This is a genomic window from Pseudomaricurvus hydrocarbonicus, assembly GCF_011602365.1.
GTDB lineage: Bacteria > Pseudomonadota > Gammaproteobacteria > Pseudomonadales > Cellvibrionaceae > Pseudomaricurvus > Pseudomaricurvus hydrocarbonicus.
The window spans coordinates 109,595-134,113 of the sequence record NZ_JAAONZ010000008.1 but is presented as its reverse complement, the minus strand read 5'-3'; the positions used below and the strand labels follow the sequence as shown (position 1 = coordinate 134,113).

Genomic DNA, 24,519 nt, shown 5'->3' with positions numbered 1-24,519 from the left:
AGCCCTAGCCCTTGAGCTGAATAGTTATTGCCACAACACTGTGGCCTTCCCTGTAACAATGTTTGATCGTGAAATGGCACCGGAATCGATGCCATGGTTCCCGGAGGAAACTGTAACGTTCATGCTACCGGCGCTAGCGCAGCCAGTTGTTGATCGCCACCAGATCGCCTTCCACCAGTACGCCCGCCGCCCGCTTTAACTTCAAGCTGTTGATGGCGTAGTCGTAGCGCGCTTCAATATAATTCTTTTGGGCGTCCGCCAGATCGCGTTGCGCATCGAGAACCACCAGCATGGTGTAGAGACCCGCTTGCAGCCCCTTCTCTTTGTTGCGCAGCACTTCCCGCTGTGAACTCACCGTTTTTTGCAACGCTTTTACCTGGGCGATATTGGCCATCACCCCCTGAAACGCGGAATTGACATCGGTTTTGACTTCACGCAACACCCGCGTCAAATCTTCCTGACTCTTGTGCATGCGCTCTATAGCTTCACGACGGCGGGAAGAGACAGCGCCCCCCTGATAGATCGGGACCTCCAGCTGCAGGGCGATTTCATCGCCTTCTATGCGACTGGTGCCGCCAAACAGAGAGCCGCCCTGGTCCTCATCAAAATTGCGGTAAACCAAACTTAAGGTGGGATAGTGACCGGCGGTCTGCGCCTTGACCTCCATACGCGCCTCTTGCAGGGTGAACTGCTGGGACAAGATGTCGGGATTGCCTGTCACCCCACGCTCAATCCAGGGTTGCGGCATGGCCGGATCCGGCAGTTCCAACGGCAGTTTTTCCTGCATCGGGCGCAACTCTTCATGCAACTGACCGGTCAGTTGCATCAGCGAAAAGAGAGCATCGTCCAGCCCCTTGCTGAACTGGGCCTCTTCCGCTAACGCGGTGTAGTAGCGGGCTTCGGCATCCACCACTTCCGCTCGCCGGCCCAGACCCGCGTTGCGACTTTTGCTGGCGTATTCCACATGGCGCTGCAGCGCCTCCTTTTCGGCACTGATGGCACTCAACTGTTCTTCGGTTTTCAGCACCGTGAAATAGCGCTCGGCCACGTTGATCAGAAGATCCTGGCGCGCCCTGTCAAACTCGACATCCGCGCGATCGCGGACCACCTTGGACTGGCTGTAGCGCACCCAGTATTCGTGGTTATAAATGGATTGATTGAGCGTCAGGGCGTAGGTGGTGGTCTCGTAATCGGCAGAGGAGGCGTTCGCCACCTGGTTTTCCGATTCGACAATGGCATCGCTGTTGTCGGTCCGCTCGGCGTTGAACGACAGCGACGGCAACAGGCGGGCTCGCGCCTGTTTGACAGCCTCTTGCTCGGCAGCCCGTTCAAAGGCGGCTCCGCGAAAGCTGGGATCCGCGGTTTTCGCCTGACTGAGAATATCCAGCAAGCCTTCGCTGGCGAGTGACGGCACGCTCGCGAGCCACAATAAGGCTACACCGGCCCCGGTTATATAATTTTTCATTAACACCCATTCCTTGAGATCCCCAATCCTGCGACCACAGCCCCTGCCAAAGGGCACACAGCCAACGACCGTTCTAATCTGGTTGTCAGTCGTTGTTATGAGATTATTCTGTTAGCCACCCCTAGCCGACACAGATAAAATTCACCAAATAAAATCATCCATGATGAGAAAGAGTGGAATTTAGCGCCAGTTATCATAACAACCTCGCATTGCTAATCATACGTTTTGCCAAAGCAATCACACTATTGACGCTTTTTTTAAAAATTTCAGGTTATAAGGGATAAGGCGACTAATTCTCAAAAGTTAACTGGTTAATGGGTTTAATTTCTCTAGAAGTGGACCACAATCGGGCATTAAACCTTGAAACTGCGCCTCAAGCACCAACACAGGGATGATGCTGACGAAAATTCGTCCTCAAGCGACAACCACAAATAACTAAATGTTCTAAAAAAGATACCCATATAAATCATAAAAATAAAAAAAGCCGGAGGATGTCAGCCCCCAGCTTCTTATAATGTCCCGACGTTGGCGTCTAAATACCCTTATTTGGTGATCACAGTCACAACTTCATCCGCGAGCGTCACAAAGTAGGCCGAGTCAACGCAACGGTGCGGGCCAAGCGCTCCATCGGCACCTCAGCAAAGCCGGTACCAAACCAGGCCACCACCAGATCCTTATCCGGCGACACATACAGCCCCTGCCCGTTCATGCCTCCCTTATACATATCCCCATCCGCAAAAATGGCATCCCACTGATAGGCGTTGGATACCGGGCGCTCACCAAACAGGCGCGCCAGTCTTGGCCCCATCTCGCCCTGATAATAGGCTGCGGGGTTGCCCGCTGTGCGAATTTTCTCCAGGCTCGCGGCCGACACCAGACGCTGCTCTGACACCTTGTGCCAACTGGGTGTGTACAACATGGCAAACCTGGCCATGTCGACCAGTCGCGATGAAATCAAGCCGTGAATGATGCCGTTGCCCTGAGGACTCAGCGCCAGTTGCGCATCGCCTTCTGCCCCAATGGGGCGCCACACACGTTCCGAGATGACATCCGCCAACCGCTGCCCGGTGATCGACTCAATGATCAGACCCAGCAGCTGGGTATTCGCCGACGAGTATTCAAATTTCTGCCCCGGCTCGCCCAGGTAGCCGACCGACAGCAGCGCCTCATTGTGCGTCAGTACCTCACCCTCCCGATTGGGGTAACCCACTTCCGCCACCATAAAACGGCTAAAGCCGGACATCGGGTTGGCCCGCGCGGCCGCATTTTCCACCAGATCCAACCCGGTCTGCATGTTGAGGACATCAATCACCTTGATGTTTTCCCAGTGGGTGCCCGCCGCCGCTGGCAGGTAACGCACCACCGGCTGTTCAACATCCAGCCGCCCTTCGCCCTCCAGCTGGGCGATAAGATAACTGGCCACCGGCTTGGCATTTGACATCCACACGTGATTATCAAAAGGCCGCATGCCGGGATACTGTTCATAGACCACTTTGCCACGGTGCATGACTATCACTCCCTGCAGGGGTGACTGCGGCGACAGGATCACCTCGTCCAGCGTTTGCTGCTTACCCTGCCATTCGACCGGCAATTGACCCAGCCGGGGATCGAGCTCTGACACCAGCGGCACCACCGGTCCCTGACGATAGATGGTGGCGTGGGGCAACTGCGTCGCCAGATGCAGATAGGAGTATGCCCCCTCCGGCGTTACCGTCAGAAATCGAGGCAGCGTCCAGTTTTCCTGCAGCTGATATGCCGCTTCCGCGCTGTAGCCCCCGGCCGCATCCCGCAAAAAGCCATTCGCGGGTTTAGATAAAGAACCATTTGCGGACTCGGCCCCCGCACCCAGCGACCCAACCATCAAACACAACGCCAAACCGGCGCTTGCCCAACTTTTCATACACACCCTCCCGTGCCACATCATCCACAACCTCCTCACGCCCACCCTAGCGGTCTGCGTTTAACGTCATTCGGGCGAAAACAGGCTCTCTGAATTCACCCCGGTTTAACCCAAAAAGGCTGCTGACCGACACATTGCGTCTTTCAGCAGCCTCATCACCAGTGCGCCCAGAACCGACTTTACAGTCGCGATCTGAGCGTAACCGCTGTCCGGATCAAAAGCGGTACTTGCCCTCGATGCCATAGGTTCTGGGCATCGCATAGCCAGCCACGTAAGTCCCCAGGAAATCCCGGAAGCTGTAGTTCATGTGGTCGCTGTCGGCCAAGTTGCGGCCCCACAGGTACACCTCCCAATGCTCGGCATCGTCAATAAGGCCCAGGCGGGCGTTGACCAGGTCGTAGCTTTCCAGGCGGTCGTAAGCCACATCCACCAGCCCATTACTGAAGCCGTCGTTATTGCTCGGCGTGAGGTAACGCTCCGAGGTGTAACTGTAGTCCGCACGCAACAGCAGTGTTGCCGCCAGCGAAGGCATGGGCACATAGTACTGCACGCCCAGTGACGCGGTGGTATCCGGTGCGTAAGGCAGGTCATTGCCTGAGGCATCCGCACCGCCATCGCCGCCACCGGGGAAACTCTTGAAAGTGGTGTCCAGCAAACCCAGCGCGGCTGTGATCTGCAGGTTGTCGGTGGGGACATAGGTCGCTTCCAGCTCCACCCCTTTACTGACCACTTCGGCGGCATTGGTGATGGTCAGTGCGGTGCCACCACCACCCAGTTCAATGTACTGATTGACCTGATAGTCGTCATACTTGGAATAGAAGACGGCGCTGCTGAGTCGCAACCGGCGATCCAGCAATTCGGCCTTGTAACCCAACTCGTGGCTGATCACGGATTCGGTATCAAACTCGATATCCTCCGGGCTGCCGGTAAACTGGTCGGCATTGACAAAGTCCAGGTTGTAACCACCGCTCTTAACCCCGGTAGAGGTGCGCGCGTAGACAAAGCTGTTGTCAGTCAGAGCGAAATTTACGCTCAATGTCGGCGACAAGTCACGATCGGTGCGCGAATCTTTTACCGAACCGGTAGCGATATTAAAGCCGCCAGAATTGCTGCCATCGATGGTCCAGTCCACGTCCTTGGTCTCTTCCGAGTAACGAAAACCAAACCCCAAACTGAGGCGGTCGGTAATGTCGTAGTTACCATTGGCGTAGATGGAGAAGCTTTCCGTATCCACCGTGCCGCCATAGGCTACGGCGGTGGAGTTTGGCGCAATACCAAACGGGAACAGACCAATATGCTCTCCCGCCAGTGCGAAGCGTTCCGTTTCGCTGTCCTGAGCGTAGTAGTACAAACCAAGCACATAGGATAACGCCGAATCGGCCGGCGAGGTCAGCTGGAATTCCTGCGTCATTTGCTTGTAGCTATCTTCATAGGCGGTGTTCACCAGATCCAGCTCGGTGAAGTCCACATCGGTGCCATAGATCATCTCGGTATAGCGATAGGAGGTGATCGACTTGAAGGAAAAACCGTTGTCCATGTCGTAGTCAACGGTGGCGGACGTGCCCCAGATTTCCTTGTCTTCGGGTACGGTGCGGTTCTGGTTCATCTCATACTTATCGTTGCCCGCAGTGGGGTAACCGCTGGCAAAGATGGAGGTCAGAGGCTCACCGTTGAAACCCCAGCGGTCCTGGCTCATGTAGTCACCGGCAAGGCTCAACGTCAGATTGTCGGCCAGATCCGAACGCAGCATGACCCGCCCGGAAGTCGAATCGCGACCGTTCACCTTATCGCCGTTGTAGAGATTCTTAATGTAGCCATCGCGCTCGGTCTGGTTGAGACTCACGGACATGGCGGTCGTGTCGGTCAACGGTAAATTGCCCCGCAGCTGGTATTCGCGGCTGTTGTAGTTACCCACATTGACGCCCAATTCCAGTTCAACCTCATCGCCGGGCTTGCGAGAAATCAGGTTGACGGCTCCGGCTACCGTATTCTTGCCAAACAGGGTGCCCTGCGGGCCGCGCAGCACTTCCACCCGCTCCAGGTCGACCAGCCCCTGGTTAACCGCCGGGGACTGCCCCAGGTAGACCCCGTCCAGATAGACGCCCACACGGGTATCGAAACCAATGTTACGGCTGTTGGCACCGACGCCACGAATGGTCACCCGGGAACTGAAATCACTGTCCTGGCTCATTTGCACGTTAGGTGCCATCTCGCCAAGGTCTTTCACTTCCTTGATGCCGCTTTGCTCCAGGGCTTCCGCTCCCAGAGCCGCCATGGAAATGGGCACTTCCAGCGCGCGCTCTTCGCGCTTCTGGGCGGTTACGACCACCTCTTCCAGGGAAAAAGTCTGCGCGGCAAAACCGGCAGTAGCTGACAGCAGCGTCGAACCGCCGATGGCCAGAGCCAGCAAATTCGGCAGCACTTGGGTTTTTTTTCGGGTGTCCTTCACTGGGTGAACGGTGTGTTTAGAAGTTATTCTTGAACTCACAAGCCAATCCTCTTTTTTTATAGTTAGATCCGCGTTATCAAACTCGTCTCTCTAGCGGGAAGGCAAAATACTATACCGGCGGGCACACGCAGGACTGTCCGGTTTAAGACATTGCGCAATGCCGCCTCAAAAGCACGGCGTAAAGACGCCCAGTTAGCGGCACTGTCTTAAACCGTGATTAAAGGCACCGTTGCGGGGGCATGAAACAAGAGGAGGGAGTTAAGACAAGGCCTGCAAGAATCAGGCAGCAAGGAGAGTGTGGACACAAATGCAGCGATCTATGACGCAGCAGGCACATCGCTGCTGCCCGGGAACCAAGCTCATGAGGGTTCAAGGCGAAGGGGAATTGCCGTTTCAGATCAACGTCAACAGGCCTTCCAGCGCTGCACGGTCGAGAATAGTTACATACCCATAACTCACCTCAATCCAACCGTGTTTTTCCCAGCTTTTGAGTTCCTGATTGATCCGCTGGCGGGTGGTGCCCGCCATCAGGCTCAATTCTTCCTGAGACACTTTCACCGAAGCAGGCTTGCCATCCTGGCAGGAAAAATCATACCTGGCAGTCAGGTCCAGCAACCGCAACGCCAGTCGTTCCGTCACCGAGCGCATCATACTGGCCTCCACCAAGCGACTGGCCTGCCGGTAATGTTCACACAAAATACCAATAAAATACTTGTAGAGTTGCGGCCTCTCATCCAACAACTGCTGAAATTTGACCCTGGGAATAAACAGTATTTTGGTCTCGCCCTTGGCAATGGCATCACTCACCCGTGGGCGCCGATCGAACATCGACGCTTCCCCGACCCAACTGCCAGGCTCCAGAACCGCATACACCGCTCGCTTGCCATTTTCGGAACAGCCACCCGCCACGATGGCCCCGGCCAACACCGCGTAGATGCCGTCAGCCTCTTCATTTTTAGCGTATAGGTAAGCACCATCGGCCAGAGTCTTAATACTGGCCATGGCAACCAGCCGGTCCAGCATGTCTTCAGGCATACCCTGAAACCAGACATTCTCGCGAATTGCGGTTGAGATGAGAGTTTTATCCACCATGACCCTGCCGATTAGGTTTTCACTTCCAAATTTAATATCTTATCCAAGGGCATGCAACAACCGTTGGCTGTCACGGTTCTGCCGAGCAGAACAAGACAAGAAGCACTGTAAGCTCCCGGTATGGTAACAGGGAGCAGGGCTTACCGCAGGCAAAAAAAAGGCCGCATAATGCGGCCTTTTCGGTATCTAAAATCTGCTATCGATTACTCGATGATTTTAGCTACAACACCAGCACCAACGGTACGGCCACCTTCGCGGATAGCGAAACGCAGACCTTCGTCCATGGCGATTGGGTGAATCAGGGTAACAGTCATCTGAATGTTATCACCTGGCATTACCATTTCAACGCCTTCTGGCAGCTCACAAGCACCAGTTACGTCAGTGGTACGGAAGTAAAACTGTGGACGGTAACCTTTGAAGAATGGAGTGTGACGACCACCTTCATCTTTACCCAGCACGTAAACTTCACCTTCGAACTTGGTGTGTGGAGTGATTGAACCCGGCTTGGCCAGTACCTGACCACGCTGAACTTCTTCACGCTTGGTACCACGCAGCAGAACACCACAGTTCTCGCCCGCACGACCTTCGTCCAGCAGCTTGCGGAACATCTCTACACCCGTACAAACGGTCTTGGTGGTGTCTTTGATGCCCACGATTTCAATTTCTTCGCCGACTTTGATGATACCGCGCTCAACACGACCGGTAACAACAGTACCACGACCCTGGATGGAGAAAACGTCTTCGATTGGCATAATGAAAGCACCATCGATCGCACGCTCAGGCTCAGGAATGTAAGAATCCAGAGTCTCAACCAAAGTTTTAACCGCAGTGGTACCCAGACCGTCGGTGTCTTCACCGTTCAGAGCCATCAGGGCAGAACCGGCGATGATTGGAGTGTCGTCACCTGGGAATTCGTACTGGTCCAGCAGCTCACGCAGCTCCATTTCTACCAGCTCCAGCATTTCGTTGTACTCTTCAGTACCGAAACCGCCACAGTCTTCAGCCAGCAGGTCAGCCTTGTTCAGGAAAACTACGATGTAAGGTACACCAACCTGACGAGACAGCAGGATGTGCTCACGAGTCTGAGGCATTGGGCCGTCAGTCGCACCACAAACCAGGATAGCGCCGTCCATTTGAGCAGCACCGGTGATCATGTTCTTAACGTAATCGGCGTGTCCCGGGCAATCTACGTGCGCGTAGTGACGATCCGGAGAATCGTACTCAACGTGAGACGTTGCGATGGTGATACCGCGCTCACGTTCTTCAGGAGCGTTATCGATACCGTCAAAAGCAACGGCTGAACCGCCCCATACTTCCGCACATACGCGAGTCAGAGCTGCAGTCAGAGTAGTTTTACCGTGGTCAACGTGACCGATGGTACCAACGTTTACGTGCGGTTTTGACCGCTCAAATGCTTCTTTTGCCACTGTGTTATTCCTCTAAAAATATTCAGTAACGAATGATAAAACGACGAGTTATTCGCCGCCCTTGTTTTTGACTATCACCTCATCAGCGATATTTTTTGGAGCTTCTGCGTAATGCTTAAACTCCATGGTAAAGGTCGCACGACCCTGAGTTGCCGAACGCAGGTCAGTGGCGTAACCGAACATTTCGGCCAGCGGCACCTCAGCGTTAACAACCTTACCAGACGGACTTTCATCCATGCCCTGAATCAAGCCACGGCGACGGTTCAAATCACCGACCACGTCACCCATGTTCTCTTCAGGGGTTACCACCTCAACTTTCATCATTGGTTCTAACAGGACTGCTCCGCCTTCCTGAGCCAATTTCTTGGTGGCCATTGAGGCTGCAATCTTAAACGCCATCTCGTTAGAGTCAACATCGTGGAAAGAGCCATCAAACAGCGTTGCCTTCAACCCCAACAGCGGGAAGCCGGCTAACACGCCATTTTTCATCTGGTCTGCAATGCCTTTTTCAATCGCCGGGATGTATTCACGCGGAACAGTCCCCCCGACAATTTCATTCACAAATTCCAGACCTTCAGCGTTTGTATCTTCGGCAGGTTCAAACTTAACCCACACGTGACCGTACTGACCGCGACCGCCGGATTGACGCACAAATTTGCCTTCAATCTCGGAAGTTCGGGTAATACGCTCGCGGTATGCCACTTGCGGCTTACCAATGTTGGCCTCAACACTGAACTCGCGACGCATACGGTCGACGATGATGTCCAGGTGCAGCTCACCCATACCGGAAATGATCGTCTGCCCGGTTTCTTCGTCGGTCTTAACCCGGAAAGACGGATCTTCCTGAGCCAGTTTGCCCAGAGCGATACCCATTTTCTCCTGATCCGCTTGAGTTCTGGGCTCTACCGCCACAGAAATCACCGGCTCGGGGAACTCCATGCGCTCAAGAACAATTTTAGCGCTTTCGGAGCAAAGCGTATCGCCCGTGGTGGTATCTTTCAGGCCGATGGCGGCGGCAATGTCGCCGGCCAACACTTCTTTGATTTCTTCACGGGAATTGGAGTGCATCTGCACCATCCGCCCGACACGCTCTTTCTTCATTTTCACCGAGTTGTACACTGCGGTGCCGCTCTCGAGCTTACCGGAGTAGACCCGGAAGAAAGTTAACGTCCCCACGAAGGGGTCAGTAGCAATTTTAAACGCCAGGGCCGCAAACGGCGCCTCATCGTTGGCCTCGCGGGTATCCACGGTTTCCCCGTCTTCCAGCGTGCCTTCGATGGCCTTGACTTCTTCGGGCGATGGCAGGTATTCCACCACCGCATCCAGCATCGCCTGTACGCCCTTGTTTTTAAAGGCCGAACCGCCAATTACCGGAATAATTTCGTTGGCCAGCGTACGCTTGCGCAGAGCAGCCTTGATTTCCTCTTCCGACAGCTCTTCGCCCTCGAGGTAGCGTTCCATCAATTCGTCAGATGCTTCAGCCGCGGCCTCGATCAGGTATTCGCGCATGCTTTCGCATTTTTCCAGCATGTCTTCAGGTACGTCGCCGTACTCAAAGGTCATGCCCATATCCCCTTCGTTCCACAAGATGGCTTTCATCTTGAGAAGGTCAACGACACCCTTGAAGTTCTCCTCAGAACCAATGGTCATTTGCAGAGGAACCGGATTCGCATTGAGGCGGGTTTTCAGCTGTTTGACCACCATCTCGAAGTCAGCGCCGGCACGGTCCATCTTGTTGACGAACACCATGCGGGGTACTTCGTATTTGTTGGCCTGACGCCAGACCGTTTCTGTCTGGGGCTGGACACCGGAGGAACCACACAGGACCACAACGGCACCATCCAATACGCGCAGGGAGCGCTCCACCTCAATGGTAAAGTCAACGTGTCCCGGGGTATCAATGATGTTGATGCGATGCTTGTCGAATTGCTGCTGCATACCCGACCAAAAACAGGTGGTAGCTGCAGAGGTGATGGTAATACCACGCTCCTGCTCCTGCTCCATCCAGTCCATGGTGGCAGCACCGTCATGAACCTCACCAATTTTGTGAGACAAGCCGGTATAGAAAAGCACACGCTCAGTCGTCGTGGTTTTTCCAGCATCTACGTGCGCACAGATACCAATGTTACGGTAACGCGCGATAGGAGTACTTCGTGCCACAGAAACAATCTCCAATAATCGTTTCGTTCAAACGCCAAAAGGCAGCGATGATAGCTGCCTTTTATTGCGCCTTTATTGCGTTTGGGCCTTACGGCCCAGCCTTTCAGCCACGCTACACACAGACTAAGAACAAACTTAGAAGCGGTAGTGCGAGAACGCTTTGTTGGCTTCAGCCATGCGGTGAACGTCTTCACGCTTCTTGACTGCACCACCTTTGCTTTGGGATGCGTCCATCAGCTCGCCCGCAAGACGTTGAGCCATAGACTTCTCACCGCGCTTGCGGGAAAACTCTACCAACCAACGCATAGCCAGCGCTTGACGACGTGCAGGGCGAACTTCAACCGGCACTTGGTAGGTTGCACCACCAACACGACGAGATTTAACCTCGACCAGCGGTGCAATTTTTTCCAGGGCATCATCAAATACTTCAATGCAGTCCTGGCTGGTTTTTTCAGTAACGATATCCAGTGCACCGTAAACGATGCGCTCTGCAACGGCTTTCTTACCGCTGACCATTACCATATTCATAAATTTCGCTAAGGTGATATTCCCGTACTTAGGATCGGGTAATACTTCACGTTTAGCGACAACGCGTCTTCTTGGCATTTTACTTCGCCTTCTCTTCAGGGTTTGTCTAAGACAACGCTCTCACAACTTATTCCACATTCACAACACTGTCGGCTTTTGCTGACCTTACTGCTTCTGCTGATCTAACTATGAGCGCGCTTAGCCTTACTCGGTTCAACCGAAAACGTTAAACAGTACACGACTGACAATGACCGAGGCTAACAGCCCCATCAAACGTTCAGTCTCAAGCATCTATTACTTAGGACGCTTGGCACCGTATTTAGAACGACCTTGTCTACGGTCACTCACGCCAGAGGTGTCGAGGCTACCGCGAACAGTGTGATAACGAACACCTGGCAGATCTTTTACACGACCGCCACGAATCAGTACCACGCTGTGTTCTTGCAAGTTGTGACCTTCACCACCGATGTAAGAAGTGACTTCAAAGCCACTGGTCAGGCGCACACGGCAAACCTTACGCAGAGCTGAGTTTGGCTTCTTAGGAGTAGTGGTGTAAACGCGGGTGCAAACACCACGACGTTGAGGACAAGCTTGCAGAGCAGGAACGTCGCTCTTCTGAACTTTACGTTTTCTAGGCTTACGAACCAATTGGTTAATCGTTGCCATGAAAAATAACTCCAAAAACATTAATGCCTTACGGATAAGGCCAGTTAAAAATTAATAAGTGCGCCTTCAAACAACACACCCACCCCAATTTCTAGGGGTCGCGCATTGTACGGGGCTTGAGGAATCTGGTCAACCCGCAGACTATGGATTCCTCTGAATCCCGACACATTTCCCTGTAGCTGACGCCAAATTCGACAGGCCAGGGCAAAATAGCACACCCGGGCTGGCCAATATCCACGCCAGACATACGAAAAAGCCTCCACAAGCGGAGGCTTTTTCAGACCAAACCATCTGAAGGACACGGCCCGCAGGGCCGCCCCTTCACAGCAGCCGATTAGCTGGCGCTGGACTTCAATGCTTCGGTCAGAGCGGCTTCAACTTCAGCTGCGGTAGGACCATCAGACTCAATGGCTCTGTCAGCACTGCGTTGACGACGTCGCTCGGTGTGGTAAGCCAAACCAGTACCCGCCGGAATCAGACGACCCACGACGACGTTCTCTTTCAGCCCGCGCAGGTTATCAACCTTACCGGTAACCGCCGCTTCGGTCAGAACCCGTGTGGTCTCCTGGAAGGAGGCCGCTGAAATGAACGACTCGGTCGCCAGAGATGCCTTGGTAATACCCAGCAGCTGACGCTCGTAAGTTGCGGGCTGACGATCGTCGGCACGCAGCTTCTCGTTTTCTTCCAGTACACGGTTGTACTCAGCTTGCTCACCTTTAACGAAGCTGGAATCACCCATGGAGTAAATTTCAACTTTGCGCAGCATCTGGCGAATGATCACCTCAATGTGCTTATCGTTAATTTTTACACCCTGCAGACGGTAAACGTCCTGGATTTCGTTGGTGATGTAACGCGCCAGTGCTTCTACACCCTGCAGACGCAGGATATCGTGCGGATTGCTCGGACCGTCGGAAACAACTTCACCCTTCTCAACCTTCTCACCTTCGAACACGGTCATTACGCGATGCTTGGGAATCAGCACTTCGTAGTGAGTCGAGCCATCCGGCAGCGGCTGGCCATCGTTCGGGGTAATCACCAGACGACGCTTGCCTTTGGTTTCCTTACCGAAGGAGATGGTGCCGGAAATTTCCGCCAGGATAGACGGCTCTTTCGGACGACGCGCTTCAAACAAGTCAGCAACACGCGGCAGACCACCGGTAATATCGCGGGTTTTCGAGCTCTCTTGCGGAATACGCGCAATGATGTCACCCACGTTGATCTGATCACCATTGGAGATGCTCAAGATCGCTTTTGCAGGCAGCATGTAGTGCGCCGGTACGTTGGTGTTGGCCAGGCACAATTCAGTGCCAGTCTCATCCACCAGAGTCACGGCAGGCTTCAGGTCTTTACCCGCAGCGGGACGCTCGGTCGGGTCCAGAACCTCGATGGAGCTCAAGCCAGTGAGGTCATCCGTCTGACGGCGAATCGACAGACCATCTTCCATACCGGCAAACACAACCTTACCCGCAACTTCTGTCACGATGGGGTGTGTGTGTGGATCCCACTTGGCGATAAACTGACCACCTTCCACGGACTCACCGTCTTTCACGGTAATCTCGGCGCCGTAAGGCACCTTGTAGCGCTCGCGCTCACGACCGTTGGCATCGGCTACGGCCAACTCACCGGAACGCGATACCGCCACCAGGTTACCAGCAACGTTTTCGACCACTTTGACGTTGATCAGGCGAACCACACCATCCTGCTTGATCTGTACGCTATCTACCGCAGAAGCACGAGAAGCCGCACCACCAATGTGGAACGTACGCATGGTCAGCTGGGTACCCGGCTCACCAATGGACTGAGCGGCAATAACACCCACGGCTTCACCGGCGTTGGCACGATGCCCACGAGCCAGATCGCGACCGTAACACTGGGCACAGATACCGTGACGGGTTTCACAGGAGATCGGCGAGCGAACCTGTACTTCGTCAATGCCCATCTCTTCGATGCGCTCAACCCACTTCTCGTCAATCATGGTACCGGCAGGCACCAGAATTTCATCGCTGTCGGTACGAATCACGTCGCGAGCAACAACCCGGCCCAGAATACGATCACCCAGTGATTCAATGATGTCACCACCTTCGATCACCGGCGCCATGGTCAGGCCATTATCGGTTCCACAGTCGGTTTCAGTCACAACCACGTCCTGCGCCACGTCAACCAGACGACGGGTCAGATAACCGGAGTTAGCGGTTTTCAGTGCGGTATCGGCCAAACCTTTACGAGCACCGTGCGTCGAGATGAAGTACTGACCTACGTTCAGACCTTCACGGAAGTTCGCCGTAATGGGCGTTTCGATGATGGAGCCATCCGGCTTCGCCATCAGACCACGCATACCGGCCAACTGACGGATCTGAGCGGGGGAACCCCGTGCACCGGAGTCCGCGTACATAAACACCGAGTTGAAAGAATCCTGTTCTTCCTCTTCGCCGTCGCGGTTGGTGACGAATTCCTTACTGATACCTTCCATCATCGACTTGGCAACCAGGTCGTTGGCACGGGACCAGATGTCGATCACTTTGTTGTACTTCTCACCCTGGGTAACCAGACCGGAAGCGTACTGTGCTTCAATTTCTTTCACTTCCTGGTCCGCTGCAGCCACCAATTTGTGCTTGGCTTCAGGGATTTCGAAATCGTTCACACCAATGGAGGAACCCGATTTGGTGGAATACTCATACCCCATGTACATCAGCTGATCAGCGAAGATAACCGTCGCCTTCAAGCCCACAATACGGTAGCAGTAGTTAATCACGCCGGAGATGGCTTTCTTCACCATCGGACGGTTCACCTGCTCGAACGGCATACCTTTAGGCACAATCTCCCACAACAGAACACGACCAACGGTGGTGTCCATGATGGCGGTATTGGTTTCCAGCTCACCGTCTTCACGAGTGATGGTTTCGGTAATACGAACCTTAATACGAGCCTGCAGACCGACCTGCTTGGAGTGGTAAGCGCGTGATACTTCCTGAGTATCCGCAAACACCATGCCTTCGCCCGGTGCATTGATACGCTCACGGGTCATCCAGTACAAGCCCAACACCACGTCCTGGGACGGTACGATGATCGGCTCACCGGAAGCGGGGGACAGAATGTTGTTGGTGGACATCATCAGTGCACGGGCTTCGAGCTGGGCTTCCAGCGTCAAAGGTACGTGTACTGCCATCTGGTCACCATCGAAGTCAGCGTTATAGGCCGCACACACCAATGGGTGCAACTGAATGGCTTTACCTTCAATCAGAACCGGTTCAAACGCCTGGATACCCAAACGGTGAAGGGTTGGTGCACGGTTGAGCATGACCGGGTGCTCGCGAATCACTTCATCGAGGATATCCCAGACCACGGCTTCTTCGCGCTCAACCATTTTCTTGGCCGCTTTGATGGTGGTCGCCAGACCACGCAATTCCAGCTTGCTGAAAATGAATGGCTTGAACAATTCCAACGCCATCTTCTTCGGCAGACCACACTGATGCAGACGCAGGGTTGGGCCCACCACGATCACCGAACGACCGGAGTAGTCAACACGCTTACCGAGCAGGTTCTGACGGAAGCGACCCTGCTTACCTTTGATCATGTCAGCCAAAGATTTCAGCGGGCGCTTGTTGGAACCGGTAATGGCACGGCCACGACGACCGTTATCCAGCAACGCATCCACAGATTCCTGCAGCATACGCTTTTCGTTGCGCACGATGATGTCCGGTGCGTTCAGATCCAGCAGACGCTTCAGACGGTTGTTACGGTTGATCACACGACGATATAAATCGTTCAGATCCGAGGTCGCAAAACGACCACCGTCCAGAGGAACCAAAGGACGCAGGTCCGGTGGCAGTACTGGCAAGACTTCCATTACCATCCACTCAGGCTTGTTGCCAGAGTTAAAGAAGGCTTCCAGCAGCTTCAGGCGCTTGGACAGCTTCTTGATTTTGGTTTCGGAATTGGTATTCGGAATCTCTTCACGCAGAGACTGAATTTCTGCTTCCAGGTCGATGTCACGCATCAACTCCTGAATCGCTTCAGCGCCCATCTTGGCTTCGAATTCGTCACCAAATTCTTCCATCGCCTCAAAGTACTGCTCATCGGTCAGCAACTGAGCTCTTTCCAGTGTAGTCATACCGGGATCGGTCACTACGTAGGATTCAAAGTACAGTACGCGCTCGATGTTACGCAGCGTCATATCCAGCAACAGACCCATGCGGCTTGGCAGGGACTTCAGGAACCAGATGTGAGCCGTCGGACAGGCCAGCTCAATATGACCCATGCGCTCACGGCGGACCTTGGACAAGGTGACTTCTACGCCACACTTCTCACAAATAATACCGCGGTGCTTCATGCGCTTGTATTTACCACACAAGCACTCGTAATCTTTGACCGGACCAAAAATTTTGGCACAGAACAAACCTTCACGCTCAGGCTTGAAGGTACGATAGTTGATGGTTTCCGGCTTCTTTACTTCACCGAAAGACCACGAACGAATCATTTCTGGCGACGCCAGTGCAATACGGATCGCATCAAACTCTTCAGTTTGACCTTGGGACTTCAGCAGATTAAGTAAGTCTTTCAAGGGACTGTCTCCAGTTGTCTCGAAAATGAGCTTCACCACTTGGGGTAAAGCCCTTGTTATCTACAGTTCCTGTTTCTAACTCAGGGCGCGGGTTCGATCTGTTTCTACAAACATCTGTTACCCAGCACCCGGTCACCACAGGAGGTTCCGGCACAAATGGGGGGCAAGCCCCCATCAGTAGCTGACGCTTAACTGTTGTCAGCTTCCAACTCGATATTGATACCGAGGGAGCGAATCTCTTTAACCAGTACGTTAAAGGACTCTGGCATGCCAGGCTCCATGCGGTGATCGCCGTCAACGATGTTTTTATACATCTTGGTCCGACCAGCCACGTCATCCGACTTCACAGTCAGCATTTCCTGCAAGGTGTAAGCGGCACCGTATGCTTCCAGTGCCCACACTTCCATCTCACCGAAACGCTGTCCACCGAACTGCGCTTTACCACCCAGCGGCTGCTGAGTAACCAAGCTGTAAGAGCCGGTAGAACGGGCGTGCATCTTGTCGTCGACCAGGTGGTTCAGTTTGAGCATGTACATGTAACCGACCGTGGTCTCACGCTGGAATTCATCACCAGTACGGCCGTCGTACAACTGCACCTGACCGGTATCAGACAGGTCCGCCAGACGCAGCAGATCTTTGATTTCGCTTTCTTTCGCGCCATCAAAAACCGCTGTTGCCATAGGCACACCTTCACGCAGGTTCGCAGCCATTTCCAGGATTTCTGCGTCAGAGAAGGAGTTCAAATCCTCCTTGTTGGCAGCTTCACCGGTCTTGTTGTACACGTCTTCCAGGAAGCTGCGTACTTCAGCAACGGCTTTCTGTTCGCGAATCATGTTGTCAATCTTCACGCCCAGGCCTTTAGCCGCCATACCCAGGTGCATTTCCAGCACCTGCCCCACGTTCATCCGGGACGGAACACCCAGCGGGTTGAGAACAATGTCCACCGGCTCGCCATTGGCGTCGTGTGGCATATCTTCAACCGGCATAATGACCGAGATAACACCCTTGTTACCGTGACGTCCAGCCATCTTATCGCCAGGCTGGATACGACGTTTAATCGCCAGATAAACCTTAACAATCTTCAGCACGCCAGGCGCCAGGTCATCACCGGTTTCCAGCTTGCGTTTCTTATCTTCAAAACGCTCGTCCAGAATCTTGCGACGCTCAATCAGTTGCTCTTCTGCACGGTCAAGCTGCTCGTTGAGAGCGTCTTCGGCCATGCGGATCTTGAACCACTGTTCCTGCTCCAGGGCGTCCAGCGTTTCATCCGTAACCACCTCACCTTTTTTGACGCCTTTACCACTGGCTGCCTTCTGGCCAACCAGAGCACTGCGCAGACGCTCAAAAGTCGCGGTTTGTACGATACGGAACTCTTCGTTGAGGTCCTTGCGAATGTCGTTCAGCTGAGACTTTTCGATCTCCAGCGAACGATGGTCTTTTTCCAAACCGTCGCGGGTAAAGACCTGTACGTCGATCACGGTGCCTTTGGTGCTGGTAGGAACACGCAGAGACGTATCTTTTACGTCTGAGGCCTTCTCACCAAAGATCGCACGCAGCAGCTTTTCTTCCGGTGTTAACTGAGTTTCGCCTTTCGGCGTCACCTTACCCACCAGAATGTCGCCCGGGCCAACTTCGGCACCGATGTAGACAATTCCGGACTCATCCAGCTTCGACAGTGCGCCTTCACCGACATTGGGAATGTCCGCAGAGATCTCTTCACTGCCCAACTTGGTGTCGCGGGCAATACAAGTCAGTTCCTGAATGTGGATGGTGGTAAAACGGTCTTCCTGCACAACCCGCTCGGAAACCAAAATGGAATCCTCAAAGTTGTAACCATTCCAGGGCATGAATGCGATACGCATGTTCTGCCCCAGTGCCAACTCACCCAGGTCCACAGATGGACCATCGGCCAGGATATCCCCGCGTGAAACGGTATCACCGGTTCTAACAATCGGACGCTGGTTAATACAGGTGTTCTGGTTTGAACGGGTGTACTTGGTCAGGTTGTAGATATCCACACCTGCGTCACCGGATTCAGTTTCGTCATCGTGCGCTTTGACCACGATACGAGCTGCATCAACGCGCTCAATCACACCGCCACGTTTGGCAACCACACACACGCCGGAGTCAGAGGCAACGTTGCGCTCCATACCGGTACCAACCAGAGGCTTTTGAGCCCTCAGGGTCGGAACTGCCTGACGCTGCATGTTCGATCCCATCAAGGCCCGGTTTGCATCATCGTGTTCCAGGAATGGAATCAGGGAAGCTGCCACAGAGACCACCTGACGCGGTGATACATCCATGTACTCAACTTCGGCCGCAGGCTTCAGGGTAAAGTCACCCATGTGACGCACAGAAACCAGCTCTTCAGTCAGCTTGTTATCGCTGTCCAGCGGGGAAGATGCCTGAGCAATAACATAACCGGCTTCGTTAATCGCCGACAGGTACTCAATTTCATCGGTGGCGACACCATTATTGACCTTGCGGTAAGGTGCTTCCAGAAACCCGTAGCTGTTAGTACGCGAATATGTGGCCAGAGAGTTAATCAGACCAATGTTCGGACCTTCAGGCGTTTCGATAGGACAAACACGACCGTAGTGCGTCGGATGCACATCGCGCACCTCAAAACCGGCACGCTCACGGGTCAGACCACCGGGGCCTAACGCGGAAACACGACGCTTGTGAGTCACTTCGGACAACGGGTTGTTCTGGTCCATAAACTGGGACAACTGGGAAGAGCCAAAGAACTCTTTCACAGCCGCAGCCACAGGCTTGGCGTTAATCAGATCCTGAGGCATCAGGCCTTCGGATTCCGCCATGGACAGACGCTCTTTCACTGCACGCTCGACACGCACCAGGCCAACGCGGAACTGGTTTTCCGCCATTTCGCCCACGGAACGCACACGACGGTTACCCAGGTGATCGATATCATCCACAACGCCTTTACCGTTACGGATGTCCACCAACGTTTTCAGAACGTCGACGATGTCGTCGTTAGACAGAGTGCCTTCACCGGTGTCTTCTTCACGCGCCAGACGACGGTTGAACTTCATCCGTCCAACGCTGGACAGGTCGTAGCGCTCCTGGGCAAAGAACAGGTTCTGGAACAGGGCTTCTGCAGACTCTTTGGTTGGCGGCTCGCCAGGACGCATCATACGATAGATTTCGACCAGGGCTTCCAGCTCGCTGCGGGTAGGATCTACGCGCAGGGTGTCTGAAATGAACGGGCCACAATCCAGTTCGTTGGTGTACAGCGTTTCCAGAGTATCCAGGCCAAGCTCTTCAACTTTTGCCAGAACTTCTTCAGTAATTTCGCTGTTACATTCAAACAGCAACTCGCCGGTGTTGGTATCCGCCAGGTCGCGCGCCAGGCTACGACCCAACAGGTATTCACGCGGCACCTGCATCTCATCCACACCCGCCTTCTCAAGCTGGCGAATATGACGGGCGGTAATACGACGGCCTTCTTCAACAATCAGGTTGCCTTTACCATCTTTAATGTCAAACGTAGCTACATCACCACGCAGACGGGCAGGCACCAGCTCAAAGCTGTAGTCACCATCTTTGATCGCAAATTTACTGGTGTCGTAGAACATCTCCAGCATCTGCTCAGAGGTATAACCCAGAGCGCGAAGCAAAATGGAAGCAGGTAATTTACGGCGACGATCGATACGAACGTACACCAGATCCTTGGGATCGAATTCAAAATCCAACCATGAACCACGGTAAGGAATTACTCGCGCAGAGTAGAGCAATTTACCCGAAGAGTGGGTTTTGCCTTTATCGTGATCAAAGAACACACCGGGTGAGCGGTGAAGCTGGGAAACGATTACTCGCTCGGTACCATTGATGACAAATGTACCGTTGTCTGTCATAAGCGGAATTTCGCCCATGTAGACTTCTTGCTCTTTGATATCTTTAATCGTTTTGTTCGATGATTCTTTATCGTAGATGATCAAACGAACTTTCACGCGCAGAGGCACAGCATAGGTGATGCCGCGTGATTGACATTCAGTAACATCGAATGCCGGCTTGCCCAACACGTAACTTACGTATTCCAGGGCAGCACTTCCCGAATAACTCACTATCGGGAACACAGATTTAAATGCAGCGTGCAGACCAACGTCCAAACGCGCCTCAGGCGACAAGTCTGCCTGAGTAAACTTCCGGTATGAATCCAACTGTATCGCCAGGAGGAACGGTACATCCATGACGTGCGGCAGCTTGCCGAATTCCTTGCGGATACGTTTTTTCTCAGTATATGAGTAAGCCATCAGTATTCCCCAGCTTGTTCACGGATAAGGCTTCATCTCGCCACAACGATTCGACTCAAGATCAGTCAACACACTCGCGTGGTATTTATCTTCGCAGAAGAGCATTCCCGGACCGAACCCGCTGTAAATCCTGCTGCCTACCGGTATACCCTGATAGCAACTGACCCTACAATGCACGGACAATCCCACTCTCTACTATGACCGTTCAGACGCTGAAAACTGAATCGTACAAGCCACGCCCTACACCTAGACAGGTATTGCGCCACTTCACCACTACATCATCAATTTAAAACATCCACCGCCAGTCACGGACGGCAAAAAGGCCGGCGGGCAACGGCCCACCAGCCTTAAAGTCACACAGCCTTTATTTTCAAAAGTCCGTTAGACCTTAGCGTTGTCTGCAACTGAATTACTTCAGCTCTACAGAAGCGCCTGCTTCTTCCAGCTGCTTCTGTGCATCTTCAGCCGCATCTTTACCAGCGCCTTCCAATACAGTAGCAGGTGCAGATTCAACCATAGCTTTGGCTTCTTTCAGGCCCAAACCGGTGATTGCACGAACAGCTTTAATAACGTTAACTTTCTTTTCGCCAGCGCCAGTCAGCACTACGTCAAAGTCAGTTTTCTCTTCAGCAGCACCACCAGCGTCACCGCCAGCAACAGCAACAGCAGCAGCAGCCGCGGTTACGCCGAATTTCTCTTCCATTGCTTCGATCAGTTCAACAACGTCTTTAACAGACATCTCAGCAACTGCATTGATGATATCGTCTTTAGTCAGAGACATAAGTCTATTCCTACAGTTTGTAGAGCAATTACGGTCTAACAGATAGAACCAAGCTCGATAAATCGTTTAAACAAACAAGCACTTTGTAACCGGTGGATAATTCCAAACCGTAACTTAAGCTGCTTGCTCTTCTTTTTGGTCGCGGATGGCTGCAATGGTACGAACCAATTTGCCAGCTGCTGCTTCTTTCATCACGCTCATCAGTTTTGCAATTGCTTCGTCGTATGTTGGCAAAGTTGCCAGCATTTTGATATCAACTACAGAACCTTCAAAGGCGGCTGCTTTCAGCTCCAACTTGTCGTTTCCTTTCGCGAACTCACCAAAAATGCGCGCACCGGCGCCTGGGTGTTCGTTAGAGAAAGCGATCAGGGTCGGGCCGATAAAAGTGTCGGTCAGACACTCGTAATCAGTACCTTCTACTGCGCGACGCGCCAGAGTGTTACGAACGACTTTAACCCAAACGCCGTTCTCACGAGCCTCTTTACGCAGGGCGGTCATAGCCGTCACAGATACACCACGTGCATCGGCAACAACCGCTGACAAAGCGCCCTTAGCAGCTTCCTGGACCTCAGCGACAATCGCTTTTTTGTCTTCGAGTCCTAATGCCACAAGATTACTCCTGGATTTGATTAGCTCAACTCAACCCACATAAGGTCAGGCGAGGAGCGCCAATCGTTATTTCAATCCCAACCTTAAACTTCAAAGCCGAGACGTTTCGGTGATCAAATCCAGCGAAGCCTGATCTCTTCAACCTCCAGCAAAACCAAGCGGCTCTGCTAGACTCAAATAGATCAAACCCCTAAAAACTGAATTGGGTCTCACCGTCTGCGCAGGACATTAAGAGCCCCAGTTGTTCGCCGCCAGTGTTTCACGACGCGCCGCTGAGTCTCACCTGCGGTCTTTGACGGCCTGGCCGCTCCTCGCCATCCACTCAGAGAGCGGAAAGTGAAGGTCCGGCCAGACCCCAAAGTACGTTAACCAGTCTGCTCAAATATCCGTTACTTAGATATCCAGAGTCGACTGATCCAAAACAACACCTGGCCCCATAGTGGTGCTCAAGGAAACCTTTTTCAGGTAAACACCCTTGGCAGAGGCAGGTTTTGCTTTTTTCAAATCTAACAGCAGTGCTTCCAGGTTTTCTTTCAACGCTTTCACATCAAAAGTCAACTTGCCGATAGCACCGTGAACGATACCACCCTTGTCTGCACGGTAGCGAACCTGACCTGCTTTTGCGTTTTTAACCGCAGTTGCAACGTCTGGAGTCACGGTACCGGTCTTAGGGTTAGGCATCAGGCCACGTGGGCCCAAAATCTGACCCAACTGACCGACAACGCGCATGGCAGCAGGATCGGCGATGACTACGTCAAAATCCATGTTGCCCGCTTTAACGTCAGCAGCCAGTTCGTCCATACCAACAATGTCAGCACCCGCTTCTTTAGCGAGCTCAGCATTGGCACCCTGAGTGAATACCGCTACGCGGACTTCCTTACCAGAACCATTTGGCAAAGTGGTCGCACCACGTACGGATTGATCGGATTTACGCGGATCAATACCCAGGTTGATGGCGACATCAACAGTTTCACCAAATTTAACAGCAGACACTTCTTTCAACAGTGCTACAGCTTCATCGATACCGTACTGTTTGGTTGCGTCCAGCTTTTCGCGGATAGCGCGTTGGCGCTTAGATAACTTAGCCATTAAACCACACCCTCAGTTTCCAGACCCATCGCACGGGCTGAACCCGCAATAGTACGTACTGCAGCGTCCATGTCAGCAGCAGTCAAATCCGGCTTCTTGGCGGTTGCAATCTCTTCCAGCTGAGCGCGAGTAATCTTGCCCACTTTCTGAGTGTTTGGACGGCTGGAGCCGCTCTTGATACCCGCTGCTTTTTTCAACAGGAAAGAAGCAGGAGGAGTCTTCATGGTGAAGGTAAAGCTGCGATCGCCGTAAACACTGATCACAACAGGTACCGGAGCACCGTTCTCCAGGTTTTGAGTCTGGGCGTTAAACGCTTTACAGAACTCCATGATGTTCACACCTTTCTGACCCAGTGCAGGGCCAACGGGTGGACTTGGGTTGGCCTGACCAGCAGGCACTTGCAGCTTAATATAAGCTTCAACTTTCTTAGCCATTGTTAATACTCCCAAAGTTGGGTGTTAGCGCCTCGAACTGCCTGTGGCTCAGACAATTGTCTTAGGCTCCCCTACCTCCGAAACCCATAATAGATTTTCGGAGACGCGAAAGCCCTCCTCTACCAGCGGCAGAAGAGGGCCAAAATTTCCTTTTGAACTGATTAGGCCTTTTCGACCTGACCAAATTCCAACTCAACCGGAGTTGAGCGTCCGAAGATCAACACTGCAACGTGCAGGCGACTCTTCTCGTAATTAACCTCTTCAACAACCCCATTAAAGTCATTGAAAGGTCCGTCAATAACACGAACCATTTCGCCCGGCTCAAAGATAGTCTTGGGCTTGGGCTTATCAACTGAATCATCCACACGCTGCAAGATTGCATTGGCTTCTTTTTCAGTAATTGGGGCCGGCTTATCCGCCTTGCCACCAATAAACCCCATCACACGCGGGGTTTCTTTAACCAAGTGCCAACTGTCATCAGTAAGTTCCATCTGCACCAGCACATAGCCGGGGAAGAACTTACGCTCTGACTTGCGCTTTTGACCGCCGCGCATTTCAACCACTTCTTCAGTCGGAACAAGAATATCGCCAAACTGGTCTTGCATACCTGTCAGCTCTACGCGCTCTTTTAATGCCGCAGCTACTTTCTTCTCGTAGCCCGAATACGCATGAACTACATACCAGCGTTTAGCCATGTCCGCCTCTAACCAATAATGAGGGATGCCAGCCAACCCAAAAAGGTGTCCAGCAACCAAAGAACGATCGACATCACGATAACAACAGCAACCACGATCAACGTAGTTTGATTCACTTCCTGACGAGTCGGCCAGACCACGCGGCGAAACTCTGCGCGCGCCTCAAGCAACAAATTCCAGAAAGTACTGCCCTTGGCGGTGTTTATCGCAACAAACATCGCCGCCGCACCACCAGCAACCAAAGCCAGCACACGGTAAAGAACAGCCACTTCGGAGTAATAGGAGTTGCCAACTACGCCTGCAGCAACCAACAGCACCACCAGCAGCCACTTAAGACCATCGAGGCGGTATTCTTTGGCTTCAACATTTGCGCTCATACTCTTGCAGCA

Annotated in this window: 16 protein-coding genes; all 16 read right to left on the bottom strand. The window is 53.1% G+C overall.

Translation table 11 applies throughout. The annotated features are described in order from the left end of the window. Positions 1–133 precede the first annotated feature (133 nt). Positions 134–1,465 carry a TolC family outer membrane protein gene (locus tag G8770_RS12275; RefSeq protein WP_167186877.1) on the bottom strand — a complete coding sequence of 444 codons (1,332 nt, stop codon included), beginning with the start codon at positions 1,463–1,465 and terminating at the stop codon, positions 134–136. Positions 1,466–2,045: 580 nt separating this feature from the next. Continuing rightward, complete coding sequence (locus tag G8770_RS12270) at positions 2,046–3,365, bottom strand: serine hydrolase domain-containing protein (protein WP_167186874.1); 1,320 nt, start codon at positions 3,363–3,365, stop codon at positions 2,046–2,048. Between the two features lie 214 nt (positions 3,366–3,579). Further along, a complete protein-coding gene (locus G8770_RS12265; protein WP_167186871.1) occupies positions 3,580–5,853 on the bottom strand; it encodes a TonB-dependent receptor domain-containing protein in 2,274 nt (757 codons plus the stop codon). A 354-nt stretch (positions 5,854–6,207) separates the two neighbouring features. Continuing rightward, positions 6,208–6,906: a Crp/Fnr family transcriptional regulator gene (locus tag G8770_RS12260; RefSeq protein ID WP_167186868.1), complete on the bottom strand. Its 699-nt coding sequence runs from the start codon at positions 6,904–6,906 to the stop codon at positions 6,208–6,210. A gap of 203 nt (positions 6,907–7,109) precedes the next feature. Next, a complete protein-coding gene (tuf, locus tag G8770_RS12255; RefSeq protein ID WP_167186866.1) occupies positions 7,110–8,333 on the bottom strand; it encodes an elongation factor Tu in 1,224 nt (407 codons plus the stop codon). A 48-nt stretch (positions 8,334–8,381) separates the two neighbouring features. Next, positions 8,382–10,493 carry an elongation factor G gene (gene fusA, locus G8770_RS12250; protein WP_167186865.1) on the bottom strand — a complete coding sequence of 704 codons (2,112 nt, stop codon included), beginning with the start codon at positions 10,491–10,493 and terminating at the stop codon, positions 8,382–8,384. A 135-nt stretch (positions 10,494–10,628) separates the two neighbouring features. Further along, positions 10,629–11,099, bottom strand: a complete 471-nt coding sequence (gene rpsG / locus G8770_RS12245) for a 30S ribosomal protein S7 (RefSeq protein ID WP_167186864.1) — start codon at positions 11,097–11,099, stop codon at positions 10,629–10,631. 216 nt (positions 11,100–11,315) lie between these two features. Further along, the gene (gene rpsL / locus G8770_RS12240) at positions 11,316–11,687 is read right to left on the bottom strand and encodes a 30S ribosomal protein S12 (protein ID WP_167186863.1); all 372 of its coding nucleotides are present in this window, start codon (positions 11,685–11,687) and stop codon (positions 11,316–11,318) included. 334 nt (positions 11,688–12,021) lie between these two features. Continuing rightward, on the bottom strand, positions 12,022–16,248 hold the full coding sequence (rpoC, locus tag G8770_RS12235; protein ID WP_167186862.1) for a DNA-directed RNA polymerase subunit beta': 4,227 nt from the start codon (positions 16,246–16,248) through the stop codon (positions 12,022–12,024). A gap of 188 nt (positions 16,249–16,436) precedes the next feature. Further along, a complete protein-coding gene (gene rpoB, locus G8770_RS12230; protein ID WP_167186861.1) occupies positions 16,437–20,522 on the bottom strand; it encodes a DNA-directed RNA polymerase subunit beta in 4,086 nt (1,361 codons plus the stop codon). A gap of 409 nt (positions 20,523–20,931) precedes the next feature. Then, positions 20,932–21,303, bottom strand: a complete 372-nt coding sequence (gene rplL / locus G8770_RS12225) for a 50S ribosomal protein L7/L12 (protein WP_167186860.1) — start codon at positions 21,301–21,303, stop codon at positions 20,932–20,934. A 114-nt stretch (positions 21,304–21,417) separates the two neighbouring features. Beyond that, positions 21,418–21,912: a 50S ribosomal protein L10 gene (rplJ, locus tag G8770_RS12220; RefSeq protein ID WP_167186859.1), complete on the bottom strand. Its 495-nt coding sequence runs from the start codon at positions 21,910–21,912 to the stop codon at positions 21,418–21,420. A gap of 393 nt (positions 21,913–22,305) precedes the next feature. Further along, positions 22,306–23,001 carry a 50S ribosomal protein L1 gene (rplA, locus tag G8770_RS12215; RefSeq protein WP_167186858.1) on the bottom strand — a complete coding sequence of 232 codons (696 nt, stop codon included), beginning with the start codon at positions 22,999–23,001 and terminating at the stop codon, positions 22,306–22,308. Next, complete coding sequence (gene rplK / locus G8770_RS12210) at positions 23,001–23,435, bottom strand: 50S ribosomal protein L11 (protein ID WP_167186857.1); 435 nt, start codon at positions 23,433–23,435, stop codon at positions 23,001–23,003. Before rplK ends, rplA begins: the two co-directional genes overlap by 1 nt. Positions 23,436–23,596: 161 nt before the next feature. Then, positions 23,597–24,130, bottom strand: a complete 534-nt coding sequence (gene nusG / locus G8770_RS12205; RefSeq protein ID WP_167186855.1) for a transcription termination/antitermination protein NusG — start codon at positions 24,128–24,130, stop codon at positions 23,597–23,599. An 8-nt stretch (positions 24,131–24,138) separates the two neighbouring features. Beyond that, positions 24,139–24,507, bottom strand: coding sequence for a preprotein translocase subunit SecE (gene secE, locus G8770_RS12200; RefSeq protein ID WP_167186853.1), 369 nt, complete (start codon positions 24,505–24,507; stop codon positions 24,139–24,141). Positions 24,508–24,519 lie beyond the last annotated feature (12 nt).

Bases quoted from the DNA above. Each gene is read 5' to 3' on its own strand.
- G8770_RS12275 (WP_167186877.1), bottom strand. From the start codon at position 1,465: ATGAAAAATTATATAACCGGGGCCGGTGTAGCCTTATTGTGGCTCGCG.
- G8770_RS12270 (WP_167186874.1), bottom strand. From the start codon at position 3,365: ATGAAAAGTTGGGCAAGCGCCGGTTTGGCGTTGTGTTTGATGGTTGGG.
- G8770_RS12260 (WP_167186868.1), bottom strand. From the start codon at position 6,906: ATGGTGGATAAAACTCTCATCTCAACCGCAATTCGCGAGAATGTCTGG.
- rpsG (WP_167186864.1), bottom strand. From the start codon at position 11,099: ATGCCAAGAAGACGCGTTGTCGCTAAACGTGAAGTATTACCCGATCCT.
- rpsL (WP_167186863.1), bottom strand. From the start codon at position 11,687: ATGGCAACGATTAACCAATTGGTTCGTAAGCCTAGAAAACGTAAAGTT.
- rpoB (WP_167186861.1), bottom strand. From the start codon at position 20,522: ATGGCTTACTCATATACTGAGAAAAAACGTATCCGCAAGGAATTCGGC.
- rplL (WP_167186860.1), bottom strand. From the start codon at position 21,303: ATGTCTCTGACTAAAGACGATATCATCAATGCAGTTGCTGAGATGTCT.
- rplA (WP_167186858.1), bottom strand. From the start codon at position 23,001: ATGGCTAAGTTATCTAAGCGCCAACGCGCTATCCGCGAAAAGCTGGAC.
- rplK (WP_167186857.1), bottom strand. From the start codon at position 23,435: ATGGCTAAGAAAGTTGAAGCTTATATTAAGCTGCAAGTGCCTGCTGGT.
- nusG (WP_167186855.1), bottom strand. From the start codon at position 24,130: ATGGCTAAACGCTGGTATGTAGTTCATGCGTATTCGGGCTACGAGAAG.
- secE (WP_167186853.1), bottom strand. From the start codon at position 24,507: ATGAGCGCAAATGTTGAAGCCAAAGAATACCGCCTCGATGGTCTTAAG.